Source organism: Streptomyces sp. NPDC039480 (assembly GCF_055597165.1).
The window spans coordinates 150,810-163,684 of the sequence record NZ_JBVITX010000012.1; the positions used below are offsets into that span (position 1 = coordinate 150,810).

Consider the following 12,875-nt stretch of genomic DNA (forward strand, 5'->3'; position numbering starts at 1 on the left):
TGCGGGTAGCCCGAGCACGATGGGCCATAGCCGACCTCAGTATACATCGGGAATTTTTTCACGCATCCCTGTCGAACCTTTTCCAGCGCTTACCGGGAGCATCCCTTCTTGTGATTTTTCGTCATAGATGAAGCGGAGAAATTTCAATTTTTCGCCCCTGGCGTGAGCATTCCATGATTTGACTGTAGTGCCATAGAGAACTGTCTTATCCCTGAAGGACAGAGAGCGGTCCATTCGGGCGATTGCCCGGTTGCGCAGAAGGAGAACAGGATCCCCCTTAGACATGTCCTCGCCGAGGATCAATTTTTCGGAAAACGATTCGATGGCCTTCGGGTTGTTTCCGCGAGAGGCCTGCGCGAGAACGGCCAACATATTTGTCGATGACGACCCGCAAGCCCGATAGATGCGTGAAGCGGTGGCGGAATATTCTTGTAGCTCTGGCCACTGGTCTACGGTTTCGAAGATCACGTCGTTGTCGAAGGTGCCGCGGTGCATGAGCGCTACCTCCCCGCCATTTTCTTTGCACTGCTCGGCAAACAGGATGATCCTTGCTGCACCCTTGATGATGTTCGCGTTGGTCACACGCATGAATTGTGAGGCAACTCGACCGTATCCGGTATCAATTACGGAGAATGTGGACGGGTCGGCGCCGACGTGAACTCTCATGGGGACCACGGTCTTGGAATGAATCACAGCCAATAGTCGATGCTGTCCATCAATCAGCCTCCCCTTTTCGTCAAAGGCGATCGACTGGTGTGTCAGCTTCCAGCGGCCCTCTGTCATCGCCTTCGCGTAACGCCTGACGCGCACCACAGAGGATTTCCTGTTCCCCTCCAGGTTTCTTTCAAGCCACTTCTCAGCTAGATCTACTCCAACCCAGTAGTCCCCCGAGCGCACAGGAATCCCGTATTCGTTCAGGGTCGGAACGCGGAACGCGTAGCCATCCCCCGGCGTTTCAATGTTGGTCACGTCCAGGAGTGCATCACGCGAGCGCGCTGGGGCCATTACTTTTATACCGATTTGTCTGTATTTTTTAGCTCGCTCGAGTGAACTAAGTTCATCCATTAAGGTGATGGGCTCTGTGTGTACCTCTAGCGCTGAGGCGGTCTACAAATCGCAAAAGCAACGAGCGTCCACATTTTCATCGTTGTGTGAGCAAACGCTGCGGAGCCACGTCGCGGTTGGGTGAGCAGCCAGAGCTTGATGGCTGAGCGTTTGTCCCGGCCGCCTTCGCCCAGGAGTCGTCCGAAGCGGTTGGTCTCCTGAGTCGCAATCGGTGTCCCGCGGCGTCTTAGTGACGTGGGTGGTTGGAGGAGCGATGCATCGGGCCGTGGCAGTGTCAGGTGATCTGGTCGCCGAGAGCGGGGGCGAGCGGCGTTCGCGTAGCCATTTGCTGAAGGGCGCGGGTAAGTCCGGTGCGGCTCGGAGGCGATCGAGTTCACATGGCGAGTGTGGCGTGCATGAAGCCGGTGATGTCCCAGGCGCCGCGAGGACCTCATTGAGGCCGGTGGCTCTGGCCTTCCTCTACACCGCTTGGCGCCAGTCCGGTGCCTCGCCTGCGCAGGTGGCGGCCGGGTCGGACTTTGCCGGGGGAGAGGCGCAAGGCCGGTGCGCAGGGTGTGTGACGAGACGCCGAGTTTGGTCGAAATCAGCTCGCGTACGTCCAAGGCCAGGTGCCGATGAATGAGCGGGCTCGTGCCCGGCCGGTGACCATCCTGGAGAAGACCTAGGCCAATACCTTCTCCAGGATTTCTCACAAACGGTCACTGGACACACAAGAAGGGCCTGATCCGCGATGAAGATCAGGCCCTGACCTGGTACGTCACTGTCGGGGTGGGGGGATTCGAACCCACGACCCCTTCGTCCCGAATGAGGTTCGGGCGTGATCGACACCGGCTTGTTTGCTGTTTTGCCTGGTCAGGGCGTTGGGGTGCGGTGGTCTCGGGTGGTCTTGAAGAGGCTCGGGGAGCGGGGTGGCTCCCAGCGGGGCATCAGCCAACGGCCGCCGAGTCCGTCTGACCCGCCGTATCAGCTCACACGAATCCTTGGCGCGATGGCACTCGACCAGCGGGCTCAGATCGCCATTGAGGGCGCCGTTCTGGCCGGCTCACAAAGCTGCCATGGTCGCTCGGCCACAGGGCATCCGGGCCGGCGGGATGGTCGTGTCCCGCGCCGTGGTGTAGGGGATCGAGCGTTACGCGTTCCGGTACGAGGCCGCTGTCGATCTCCGCAGAGGTGGCAGTCCAAGAGGCCCCCTGCTGAGGCGAGTTGCACACCCGGTGCGGCGGGGCCACTGTCCCCGACCTGCGGATTCCGGTGCCTTGATCGGCTACACCACGAGAAGGGACACGATCGGCGGGATCCGCAAGACCGCACCATCGGTAGGACCTCGCTGTCGGCATGAGCCGCGGCAAAGAAGCCCTGTTCCCGCGAAAACCGCCTACCACAATTGTGCGCCCAACGGATGTGGAATCAAGGGATTCTGAAGGGGCGTCGCCCCTGCTGCTAGCGTTTTTCGGGCAGTCACATCAGTGGACTCAAGCTCCTCACCTTCGCCATGTTGGCGGTGGGCGGCAACGCCGGCAGTCGAAGCCGGTACGTCTCGGAAGTGCGGTCGAGCGTGCTGATGCCGTCTCGGACACATCGGGTCTTGCCCGGGCGAGCTGAGGGGGAGAACGGGAAACAGCGTGACCGATCTCCTTGGACGACCACGGCGTCCAGGTGCGTGCCTGGATGGACCCCGGGACGAAGATCGGAGAACACCTGATGGAGCCATCATCCGGCGCGGGCGAGACCGTACTGCCCCGCCCTGTCGAAGCGCTGCCCCTGCCTGCATTGGCGACCGCAGCACGGAAGCTTGCCGACAAACTCATCGAGCACTTCACTATGGGCGAGCCCGCCGCATTGGCGCTCGCGCAGGCTGTCGTTGATCCCTCTGCTGCCCGCCGAGCGGCAGAGTCCCCAGAGCGGCTGCGGGTGCCCGGCGGCGTGATCCTCGCCATCCGGGCTGACGTATGGGCGCGGTATATCATCCCAGACCCGCGAAACCCGCGGATCGGTCCGTCGCGCCGGCACCCGGCCTCGAACCTGATCGGCACTGGCGAGAGCACGCGCTTCCGTCCGTTGGCCGAGCCCATCGCGGCGTCAGGGAGTCGCCCGGAACTCGTGCAGAGGCTCGCGAACCAGGAACACCTCGCGTGGGCGGCGCAATTGTCCAAGGAGTATGTGCTCGACCACAACGACTGGCGCGAGTCCCTCCGCCACCAGGGAGTGATGACAGAGGTGTGGCTGGCCGCGACGGCCTTCCAGCACGAGGACAGCACACCCGGGGTAACGGTTCCGGTCACCGTCGAGGGGTCGAGCCGCGTAACGTGCGCCCACGACCTGCTCGCCCTCAGGTCTGCCGACGTTCCCTACATCCGGGACACAGCGAAGCTGCGGTCCCACATTCGCAAGCTCAATGAGGCGATCACGACCGCGGGCGACCCGGCGCAGGTCGACCCCGAAGTGGCGGTCACCGTGCGCTGCGAACGGCTTCCGGCGCTGCTGCTCGTCGGTTTCGAGCCGCACGACGGCACCACCGCTGACTTTGGCGTCGCCGTGAAGTCGTTGGTTGCGCTCCGGCACGTCGATTCTCCCAAGCCGTGGGGTGAAGCCGCGGAGAACGAGGCCCTCGCCGACGCCGTGGTGGACGAGATCGAGCGGCGGACACTGATCACTCCCACTAAGGCTGACTGGCTACGTGGTGCCCTCACTCCCGACCAGGCAAAGGCCGCCGGCTTCAACGACGACCCGTCCGTCCGGGCGGCTGCGATCGTCCGGCTCTTCGCCGAACGCGATCAGTCGATCCACGCCGCTGTGCGGGTCGCCATCACCGGACAGAGCACCCGCAAGAACATCACCACCAAGCTGCTGCTCGACGTAGCTTCCTCTCTGGTCATGCGTTCGGTTTCGGAAGAGGACTCCCGCAGGCGCGAGCGGATTCGGAAGTACCTGAAGTCGGCATTCCCGGGCGAACTGGCCAAGGACTGGGAGGCCACGTTCCGCGGAACGGAGGAGCTTGCCCAAGCCGCACTTGCGGAGGTGACAAAGGGGGAGCCAGGCGTGGCGACCCGGGAACTTGCGGCCCGCAGCGCCTATCCCCTGGTGATCACCGGCCAGCTCACGGGTGACCGTGGCACGAAAAACAACGATCAGCCCGACCGTCGGCACCCAGGCGAGGTCATCGACCGCATGCGCAGTACCCCGCACGGCGTGCACCAGCTGAAACAGACACTCCTCGACTCTGCGGCGGGCCGCAGGACCCGCAAGGTTGACGAGACGGGCCAGGTCACTCAGAACGAAGACGGCCGCGACATTCTCGTCACCGACGCAGACCTCCGTCGCACCTTCCCACCCGCTGGCGAAGGCCCATCACCGACACCGGCTCCCCGAAACGCGGCTGAGATTCTCGGGAACGCCCTGCACGACTTGGCCACTTCGATCCAGGCGGTCGAGGGGGCGGTCAAGGTCGTGGAGGCGGTCAGGGCCGATGACGGGACCCGTGCTATCGATTCGCTGGGCGCCGACCGAGCCGACTGCGAGGCGTGGCGGAACATCCTGCAGGACGTGCTATTCAAGTTGCCCGTCTGGCAACAGCGGAGCGTCCAGCGACACGGGATCATCGCCGAGGACCCGTATGACCTCGACGCGGACCGTGACGACGAGGAAGGCGAGGAACCGGACGACGAGTTCGACGGTCAGCCGACTGACGAAGACACCCCACCTCAGGACGAGGTCACCTGAATCGCTCGTGCCGCCCGAGTTCTCCGGACAGGCATAACAACCCGGCCGCGGGCCGGGAACGCGACGCGGATAAACGGTGAGGCCCACCCACCCGACCAGGGCGAGGGCGGCAACGTCGGCCTTCCGGGCTTGAGCCCGGGAAGCCGGTACACCTCGGGGCCGAACCGCGATCCGCTGCCGCTTGCCGTCACACCGGGCGTGCCCCCGGAAGACATCAAGTGGGCGCACCGGGCAGTTCCCAGCTCACCCTAGTTATTCATTGTGGACCGGATATGGCCACGAGCTGGAGCACCCGATGGACAGCCTGCACTTTCTCGTCGGCCGCGAACAGGGGCTTCGCGACCTGATCCAGTCGTCTCAGCGGGACTCAGTCCGTGCGGCTTGCAGGTGCGTGGACGTGAATCTCTACCGTCCCGAGGACGGGGAGCGGCCCGCCGAGGGTCCCTTGGCCGTATGCGCCGGCTGCGAGGGCCGCTTGGAGTGCCTAGCCCTGGTGCTGCGGGCGGAGGGCCCGGAAGCCCGTCACGGTTGCTGTCGTGCCTAGCAGAGCTCACTCTCACGGCGGCCGGACGCTGGCGGCCTTCAGGAGGACGGGAGACCTTTACGCACGGTTCTGCGGGAGCCCGGGCGTGAGATCCCCGAGCCACCTGACAGGGGTTGCCCCCAACACGCTTTCCGCATGTTCGTCTGGAGGTTCGGCGAGGGCCGTGGGTGTTCTGACCTGCGGCGGAGCGTTCGGGATGGCCCCGTCCGAACGGGACCGGACAGGGCTGAATAGCCAGGCTTGAGAACAGCACGGCTGCCTTCCCCTGCGGAATGAGCTCGGAGAGTTGTTCCCAGCAGCCCGTTCACCTTTGGTTCTGAGGTGGACGCTTGTTCCTCCATAGCCGCTACGAGCGGCCTTGCCCTGCCGTCAAGCCGGCAGCCTTCGGGTCGACCTGAACACCCTTTGTGGGTACGGCAGATGGTGTTTACTGCCTGTCAGATGGGCTGACCACGCGGCGTGAGAATGAGCGGGAGGCAGCAGTGGAGCAAGTAGGGGGCGGAGAGGGCGCCTCCCCGGAACCGTCTGACGTCAGAAACGACCTCTCTGGACAGGTGGCTGGCCCGGCCATCCAAGCAGGGGCGATCCATGGCGACGTGAATATCACAATGACGGGCCCGCTGTCGGTAGCCGAGGATACCGACGAGGTCCTCGCCGAGGAATTGCGCAGGTCGTCACAGATCTGGCGAGCCCGGTTCTCCAGTGTCGACTTGGTCAACCTGCCACGGGTGGCGATGCTCACGCAGGGCAACGCGGTGGCGGCTGCGGCGAGGAGAGCCGGACTCGACAGCACGAAACCGTTTGGCGGGCAGGGGATGGCGCCAGGGGAGTTCGTCCGGATCGTTCGCCCCTTGTTCGAGACATGGGATGCGGAGGCGGTTGCGCTCTGCGAGCGCACGGCAGAGAAGGTGCATCGTGGTCTTCTGGTCTCCTTCGAAAGCCCTATACGCTGCAACAACCCGCCCGAGGTTCCGCTGAAGGAGCCGACTGGAGTCCTGACCAAGGATCCCCACCTCGTCTTCCATGTCGGGGCAAGGAAGGTGGTCATCACCTTCGACCCGCGTTGGCTGACGACGGCGACGGCGAATACAACGCTCCATGAAGCTGCTCGGGAGCCGCTGGTTTTCTCAGGTATAGGAACTGTGGCGTCGGTATCGAAAGAGGGGGCCATTCGAATCTCCGCGCTCGTGTTCGGGCAGCCGGAAACCCTGGCGCAGGCTCAGTTTGATTATATAAAGAGATCTGTTCTGCCGGAGCCGCCCGGTTTGACGTTGGCGGACTTCCGTAACGAACTGGCAAGGTCGGAGCTATCACAGCTCTATGGGGATCAACTGCAGGGAAGGGAAACCGTGAGTCGAAAGAGTATCGCTCTGCTATTTGATGAAGATGAGGTGCTGCCCGGGCAGATCGACCGAGATGTGCTGACCCAGGTCTCGCGGGTCGTCCCCGAGTATCGGCGTGATTTGGGTATGGCCGTCGCGAGTCTACTCTTCGGCGGTAACGGTTTGGCGGTCGCTGACCTCGCTGCTCATTTCCTTGCTCGGGAACCCGCACTCTGGAAGTCCCTCACGGTACCTGGGCTTACCACTCTGATCCGTTCCTGCAACCTAGCCGTGGCTACCGTTTCTGGGCTCAGTGAGGAGCAGGCGGCGGACCTGCACGAGGCGATGCATGAAGTGGTTACCAGTTACCTCGGATACGTCGAGGTAGACAGGAACTTGCCTCTGCATAAGCGGCTTCTTCCGATACATAATGACTACCATGTCGTCGGTGCTGAATTGCGGTTGGTCTACAGTGCGGCAAGGCGCGCCCTCGACGAGGCCAATGGTGAGGACCTCGAAGCGCCGTTGGATGAATGGCGGAAAAGAGGGCTGTTTAGCTGCGTGGCATGGGAAGAAGATCTAGAACAGTCTGCGGCCGAGCAAAAGGAGGCATCGATGATTATGGGGGCTTGGCTGAACGCGCAGTCTGAGTGATTCCCCCCGGTAGATCGATCAGGAACCCCCTGCTATGGCGCTCGGATTCCGGGATCTGAGGGGAGCCGACACCGACATCGACACCGGCTTCAAGAGGGGCACCCTCGTGCTTCCGGCGACATCTGTGCAGCAAGTCGAGCGTGTGATCGGCCGCCGTGGCAGCCACCCGGACAAGGAAGCGGCCGAGTTTCAGGCAGCAGCTGGCCGACACGCTCATGGAGTTCCGGGCGGCGTGCGTCGGCTGACTCGCCCAGGCCGCCCGACCTGGTGACGCGCCGCTGAGAGCTTTGCCCAGCCTCCTTCCGATCAGTCCCCTTCGGAGGAGGCTGTGGTGCGCGTCATGTTGAAGGTGAGGCTTGAGAAGTCCCGGCCTTGAAGCACTGGGCCATTCTGGGTGCCGCCGCTGATGCTGTTGTGCACGTCGCCGCCCGAGGAGCTGGCCTGTGCCCGCTGCCACCACTCATCGAGCAGTACGCGGAACTCTCCATCCAGGGCCGCTCGTACACCGAGGGCGGTGGCCAGTGCCTGGGCATGCATCGGGTCGGCAGGGTCGCCCGCCAGCGCGGCGACTTCCAGTTCGCCGGAGCTGATTTGGGGTGTCCCGTCGTCTTGTGTTCCATGTGTCGCTCGCCCGAACGGGCGCCGCACCAGCGCGGTGAGTCCTTGCCATGCCTGACGTCCGGCTTCGCCGCCGAGACCGCCGGCCAGCTCGGCGAGGGCCGCTGCGGTGATCGGGTCCATGCTGGAACTCCCTCGTTCGGCGACTGATCCCACCTTAGCTTCCTCAATGTCATCGCGCCGTTGACGTGTTCGCGGCCTCAATGGTCGGCCCGTTCCGGGCGGTGCGTGAACCCTCCCTCATTCTTTGATCATCTTCTGCGGCATCTCGGTTGTCAGTGCCGGGTGACAGAAACACCGGGCGCGTTGCCCCCGGCGAGCCTCCTGAAGACGTCAAGCGACGCAAGGCTCCACTCCTGGACGACCTTCGCCCAGGGCTCGACGAGGTACGGCCCTCACATCGCGCCGACCGCGAGCGACGTGCGCGTGGAAATTTCCTCGGCCACCAGCCGCGGGGAGAGCCCGGCTTCTATCAGCGCCATACCGGTCGTGAGGCCCGAGGCGCCTGCGCCCACGACGACTGTCGTGACTCTCTCCTCACCTCTCTGCTCAGCCCCGACGCTCACCGATTGCCCCGCTGGCGATCTCGCTGACCAGCGCGCGCATCACCGGCCTCGAGAAGAGCAACGGCTTGCGGCTGATGTCCTTGGAATCGCGCACCGCGGAGTGGTCGCCCAGTGCAGCAACTTCCACGCAGTCGTTTGCACCGCCGCTGTACGAGCTCTTGCGCCACCGCGCGTGCGTGAGATCGACGTCGTGTGGTGCTGCCGTGACGTCGTGCGGCGCGGCCATGTTGGGTGTGCTCACGCTTCGAGCTCCTTGCTGATGCGTGCGATACGGGTGCGAGTCTCCAACGGGTCCAGGGTGGTGTCCCTCAACTGGTCGAAGCTCTGCGTGTAGTTGTCCACGTCCTCCGGGGACTCGAGATACACGGAGTTCTTGGGATTCTCCAGCCACACCAGGTCCGGCCTGGGGTGCGGGAACGTCAGGATGACGAACGGGCCGTACAGCCCGGGATGTGAGCCGAGCGAGAACGGCAGCATCTGCACGGTGACGTTCGGTCGCTCGCTCGCCTCGACCAGCTTCCGCATTTGGTCACGCATGACTTCGACGGAGCCGACCGTCCTGCGCAGCACGGCTTCGTCGAGGATCGCCCAGAGTCTGGCGGGGGCCTCACTACCAGAGCGGCTGTTCTGCCGCTCTATGCGGACCCTGACGGCTCCCGCGGCGCGGTCCGGCTGTCCCTCGGCCCCTGGGAACCCCTGCTCCGGCTGCACCACGCGCTGGCCAAGGCAAGGAGCAGCGTCGGTCTGGCCCCGAAGAAGCCGCCGTCCGCATTCCGGCCGCACCTGAGCCTTGCGTACAACAACCGCCAGCGCCCCGCCGCGCCCGTTGTGGAGACGGTCTCAGGGCTTTGCGCTCTACCGGCTGTCCAACTCCCCGTGTCCGCCGTCCAGTTGGTGGAACTCCGCCGTGAGGGGCGGACGTACCGCTGGGATGTGCGGAGGAACGTCGCGCTCGGGTAGCCCGCTGGCGTCCAAGGCGAAAATTACGACCACTTCCTTGCCGATCGCGATCGGCCGGACGGACCACGCGGAGGCCAACTCGCCGACGAACGCCAGTCCGAGACCACTGCCCTTCAACTCGTCCACCGACTCCCCGGCAGAGCGTGCCCGGACTCTGGAGACATCCCGTCCCGCGTCATGGACGCGCAGTACCGCCACGTCCCGGTAGACCTCCACATACATGCAGTCCGGTCCGCCGGCTGTGTGCCTGAGCGCGTTGCCCACGAGCTCCGAGGCGATCAGAACGGCGTCGTCGACCCGCTCCGGCGCGGCACGTCCATCGAGGAACTCTCGTACGTGTCTGCGCGCGAGGCCCGAAGGCTCGGTGCAATTGGCCAGCTTCACCCAATGACGTCGCACTGGCGTCCGCCAGCAGAGGCACTCTTCGTCCACCGCGTCCATCGCCGCTTCTCGTTTCCGCTTGGCACTGGACCGATCAGCCTCGCTACGCCTGAGCCGCGGCGGTACGCCGGGCGGCGGACGAACGGCGTGCTGACGGCGTACCGCCGCCGACTGCCCCCGACGAGGCTCTTCGTCGAGGCGCCGGACCCTTGGCGTCTCGACTCACCTGGCTGGAGGTAACGCGGAATGAGCGGCAGTGCGAGGCAGACCGCACCACACGAGGTGCCCCCGGGCACACGCCTGGTGTTGTACGCCTGCCTGCCTGCGTCACTCGGTGAGGCCGCCGACCACAGCGTGGCCAGCACACGGCGGTACGTGGCCGATGCCGGTTGGGAGGCGGTTGAGACGTACGTCGACCGGGCGGCGCCGTTCGGAAGCCGCGCCCATTCGACTACGACCCCATGCTCCGGTCCTACGAGACCCACGCTGCCCGTATGGGCAGTGCCACCAACCATCGGATGGGTGCCACAGGAGTGCTCTCCGCGTCCGTGACCCGCAAGCGGGAGCACACCTTCCATGGTCAGCGTTTCTCCCCGCGCGACTAACCTCGGCCTGCAATTAGCCTCGATCCGCACTGTCCTGCCCGAGGCGCAGGGGACCGTGCGTGGCAGAGAGCTCGCCTACACGGTCCCCTTACGACCCACTCCTGCCAGTAAGCGCTATACGGTGCGGATCACATACCGGCACCGGCACCGCCGTCCGTAGTCGTTACTGGCCCCCCTTTGCCTCTGCATCCACGCGCCACGGCGCTGCCGCACGTCTACCAATACGGCGCCCTCTGCCTGCACCTGCCCGGGGAAGTGGAAGGAGCACATGTTCCTGTCGCACACGATCCTGCCGTGGGCTTCAGAGTGGCTTCTGCACTACGAACTGTGGCGGGTCACGGGGCGCTGGGCCGGCAGCGGAAACGACTACGCGGTGCCGTCAGCCTAATCGGGAGCGATGGCGGGGGGATGACCGTCCACTCAGGCGGTGAGCGCTGACAGCGCACGTGATTTTGTGGGGCTGCCATCGGGAGCGGGATTTCGAGCTCGGCTCCCGAATAGCTCCCAAGATGGCCTGCGGAACCACTCAGGGGCCTGATCCGCGATGCGGATCAGGCCCCTGAACTGGTGTTTCAGCTGTCGGGGTGGCGGGATTTGAACCCACGACCTCTTCGTCCCGAACGAAGCGCGCTGCCAAGCTGCGCTACACCCCGATGTCGTTGGCCCACTGCCTGCGGTGCAGGTCGTGGCGACATCGATTACTTTAGCGGACCGGCGGCCGGAGACGAAATCCGGTTTCCTCGGGGTGGGGCTGGGTGGGGCCGGCCAGGGCTCGCGGGGCGGGAGGGGGAGTGGTCTCAGGCTTGCGGTGCCAGCGTCAGCAGTGTCGCCTCCGGAGGGCAAGCGAAGCGCATCGGGGTGTAGCGGCTCGCGCCGCAGCCCGCGGAGACGTGGAGGAAGGACTTCCGGCCCTCCGCCTCGTGGCGGGAGAGGCCCTTCACGCGGTCCGTGTCCAGGTCGCAGTTGGTGACCAGGGCGCCGTAGAAGGGGATGCAGAGCTGGCCGCCGTGGGTGTGGCCGGCGAGGATCAAGGGGTAGCCGTCCGCCGTGAACGCGTCCAGGGAGCGCAGGTACGGGGCGTGCACGATGCCCATTGAGAAGTCCGCGCCGGCGTCCGGACCGCCCGCCACGTGCGCGTACCGGTCGCGCTTGATGTGCGGGTCGTCCAGGCCGGTGAGGCCGATCTCGTAGCCGTCGATCTTCAGCGAGCCGCGGGTGTTCGTGAGGTTGACCCAGCCCGCCTCGTCGAAGCCGTCGCGCAGGCCCTCCCACGGGTTGTGGATGACACCGACCGCGGGGGCGTTGCCGTTCAGGCCGTGCTTGCCCTGTGCCTTCTCGAGCAGATAGCGGGCGGGGTTGCGCAGCCTCGGGCCGTAGTAGTCGTTCGAGCCGAAGACGTACGCCCCGGGGAACTCCATCAGCGGACCCAGTGCGTCCAGCGCCTCCGGGACGCCCTCAGGGTCGGACAGGTTGTCGCCCGTGTTGATCACGAAGTCGGGCCGCAGCCCCGCCAGCGAGCGCAGCCACCGCTGCTTCTTGCGCTGTCCGGACACCATGTGGATGTCGGAGACCTGGAGGACCCGCAGGGGACGCATCCCCGACGGCAGTACGGGCACCGTGACCCGCCTCAACCGGAAAGCACGGGGCTCGATGCCGAACGAGTAGGCGAGACCGGCCGCGGCCGTCGCCGTGATGCCCAGAGGTACTGCGTATCGCGCGCGCATCCCCCCATCGTGTCAGACCCCGCCGGCCCTCGATCCGGAGGGCGTTCAGGGTCAACCCCCGCCCGGTTAAGGGCGAACCCCCGTCCCGTTAAGGGCCAACCCCCGCCTCGTTCAGGGCCAATGCCCGCCCCCGGCACGCCGACCGGGCGGAAATCGAGGGGCAGGCGACTCCCCGCACCTGCCACAATCAACCCATGACCACCCTCAAGGCCAAGCTGCACGAAGACCTCACCGCCGCGATCCGGGGGCGCGACGAGCTGCGCTCCTCGACGCTCCGGCTGACCCTCACCGCGATCACGAAGGAGGAGGTCGCGGGCAAGGAGGCGCGCGAGCTCTCCGACGACGAGGTGCAGAAGGTGATCGCCCGCGAGGCGAAGAAGCGCCGCGAGGCCGCCGAGGCCTTCGCCGACGGCGGCCGCGCCGAGCAGGCCGCGAAGGAGAAGGCGGAGGGCGAGATCCTCGCCGAGTACCTGCCGAAGCAGCTCTCCGACGACGAGCTCCAGGAGATCGTCGCCCAGGCCGTGGCGGAGGCCAAGGCCGCCGGTGCGGAGGGGCCGCGCGCCATGGGCCAGGTCATGAAGATCGTCAATCCGAAGGTCGCGGGCCTGGCCGAGGGCGGCCGCGTCGCAGCCACGGTCAAGAAGCTTCTCGCGGGCTGAGAGCCGATCCCTCGCCCTTTCATAGAGCGAAGGGTCCGTACGGCGATGAGGGCGCCC

General features: G+C 65.4%; 11 protein-coding genes and 1 tRNA gene. 5 read left to right on the forward strand and 7 right to left on the reverse strand.

Annotation, left to right across the window (positions count from 1 at the left end; all coding sequences use genetic code 11):
* Positions 1–36: 36 nt before the first annotated feature.
* Positions 37–969: a hypothetical protein gene (locus tag ACZ56E_RS32225; RefSeq protein ID WP_471219600.1), complete on the reverse strand. Its 933-nt coding sequence runs from the start codon at positions 967–969 to the stop codon at positions 37–39.
* 1,764 nt (positions 970–2,733) lie between these two features.
* On the opposite strand from ACZ56E_RS32225, the gene ACZ56E_RS32230 reads away from it, so the two are divergent.
* Both ACZ56E_RS32230 and ACZ56E_RS32235 read left to right on the forward strand, forming a co-directional pair.
* Positions 2,734–4,785 (forward strand): hypothetical protein, encoded by a 2,052-nt coding sequence (locus ACZ56E_RS32230; protein ID WP_471219601.1) that lies wholly within the window; start codon positions 2,734–2,736, stop codon positions 4,783–4,785.
* A 1,098-nt stretch (positions 4,786–5,883) separates the two neighbouring features.
* Positions 5,884–7,305, forward strand: coding sequence for a hypothetical protein (locus tag ACZ56E_RS32235; RefSeq protein WP_471219603.1), 1,422 nt, complete (start codon positions 5,884–5,886; stop codon positions 7,303–7,305).
* Between the two features lie 306 nt (positions 7,306–7,611).
* Here ACZ56E_RS32235 and ACZ56E_RS32240 read toward each other — a convergent pair whose 3' ends face one another.
* The 3 genes from ACZ56E_RS32240 to ACZ56E_RS32250 form a co-directional block, all read right to left on the reverse strand.
* The gene (locus ACZ56E_RS32240; RefSeq protein ID WP_471219604.1) at positions 7,612–8,046 is read right to left on the reverse strand and encodes a hypothetical protein; all 435 of its coding nucleotides are present in this window, start codon (positions 8,044–8,046) and stop codon (positions 7,612–7,614) included.
* 426 nt (positions 8,047–8,472) lie between these two features.
* Entirely contained in the window at positions 8,473–8,730 is a 258-nt protein-coding gene (locus ACZ56E_RS32245; RefSeq protein ID WP_471219606.1) for a DUF397 domain-containing protein, read from the reverse strand.
* The gene (locus tag ACZ56E_RS32250; RefSeq protein WP_471219608.1) at positions 8,727–9,203 is read right to left on the reverse strand and encodes a DUF5753 domain-containing protein; all 477 of its coding nucleotides are present in this window, start codon (positions 9,201–9,203) and stop codon (positions 8,727–8,729) included. Before ACZ56E_RS32250 ends, ACZ56E_RS32245 begins: the two co-directional genes overlap by 4 nt.
* On the opposite strand from ACZ56E_RS32250, the gene ACZ56E_RS32255 reads away from it, so the two are divergent.
* Positions 9,195–9,449 carry a 2'-5' RNA ligase family protein gene (locus tag ACZ56E_RS32255; RefSeq protein ID WP_471219840.1) on the forward strand — a complete coding sequence of 85 codons (255 nt, stop codon included), beginning with the start codon at positions 9,195–9,197 and terminating at the stop codon, positions 9,447–9,449. The two genes, ACZ56E_RS32250 and ACZ56E_RS32255, sit on opposite strands and share 9 nt — an antisense overlap.
* Here the strand turns inward: ACZ56E_RS32255 and ACZ56E_RS32260 are convergent.
* Positions 9,345–9,833 (reverse strand): ATP-binding protein, encoded by a 489-nt coding sequence (locus tag ACZ56E_RS32260; protein WP_471219610.1) that lies wholly within the window; start codon positions 9,831–9,833, stop codon positions 9,345–9,347. The genes ACZ56E_RS32255 and ACZ56E_RS32260 overlap by 105 nt on opposite strands.
* Before the next feature lie 789 nt (positions 9,834–10,622).
* Here ACZ56E_RS32260 and ACZ56E_RS32265 point away from each other — a divergent pair.
* Positions 10,623–10,823 (forward strand): type II CBASS E2 protein, encoded by a 201-nt coding sequence (locus ACZ56E_RS32265; RefSeq protein WP_471219842.1) that lies wholly within the window; start codon positions 10,623–10,625, stop codon positions 10,821–10,823.
* Between the two features lie 191 nt (positions 10,824–11,014).
* On the opposite strand, the gene ACZ56E_RS32270 is transcribed toward ACZ56E_RS32265, so the two are convergent.
* A tRNA-Pro gene (locus tag ACZ56E_RS32270) sits at positions 11,015–11,088 on the reverse strand.
* Between the two features lie 144 nt (positions 11,089–11,232).
* Positions 11,233–12,159: a metallophosphoesterase gene (locus tag ACZ56E_RS32275; RefSeq protein WP_471219612.1), complete on the reverse strand. Its 927-nt coding sequence runs from the start codon at positions 12,157–12,159 to the stop codon at positions 11,233–11,235.
* Positions 12,160–12,353: 194 nt separating this feature from the next.
* On the opposite strand from ACZ56E_RS32275, the gene ACZ56E_RS32280 reads away from it, so the two are divergent.
* The gene (locus ACZ56E_RS32280; RefSeq protein WP_468608339.1) at positions 12,354–12,818 is read left to right on the forward strand and encodes a GatB/YqeY domain-containing protein; all 465 of its coding nucleotides are present in this window, start codon (positions 12,354–12,356) and stop codon (positions 12,816–12,818) included.
* Positions 12,819–12,875: the final 57 nt, after the last annotated feature.

Bases quoted from the DNA above. Each gene is read 5' to 3' on its own strand.
- ACZ56E_RS32230 (WP_471219601.1), top strand. From the start codon at position 2,734: ATGGACCCCGGGACGAAGATCGGAGAACACCTGATGGAGCCATCATCC.
- ACZ56E_RS32240 (WP_471219604.1), bottom strand. From the start codon at position 8,046: ATGGACCCGATCACCGCAGCGGCCCTCGCCGAGCTGGCCGGCGGTCTC.
- ACZ56E_RS32275 (WP_471219612.1), bottom strand. From the start codon at position 12,159: ATGCGCGCGCGATACGCAGTACCTCTGGGCATCACGGCGACGGCCGCG.
- ACZ56E_RS32280 (WP_468608339.1), top strand. From the start codon at position 12,354: ATGACCACCCTCAAGGCCAAGCTGCACGAAGACCTCACCGCCGCGATC.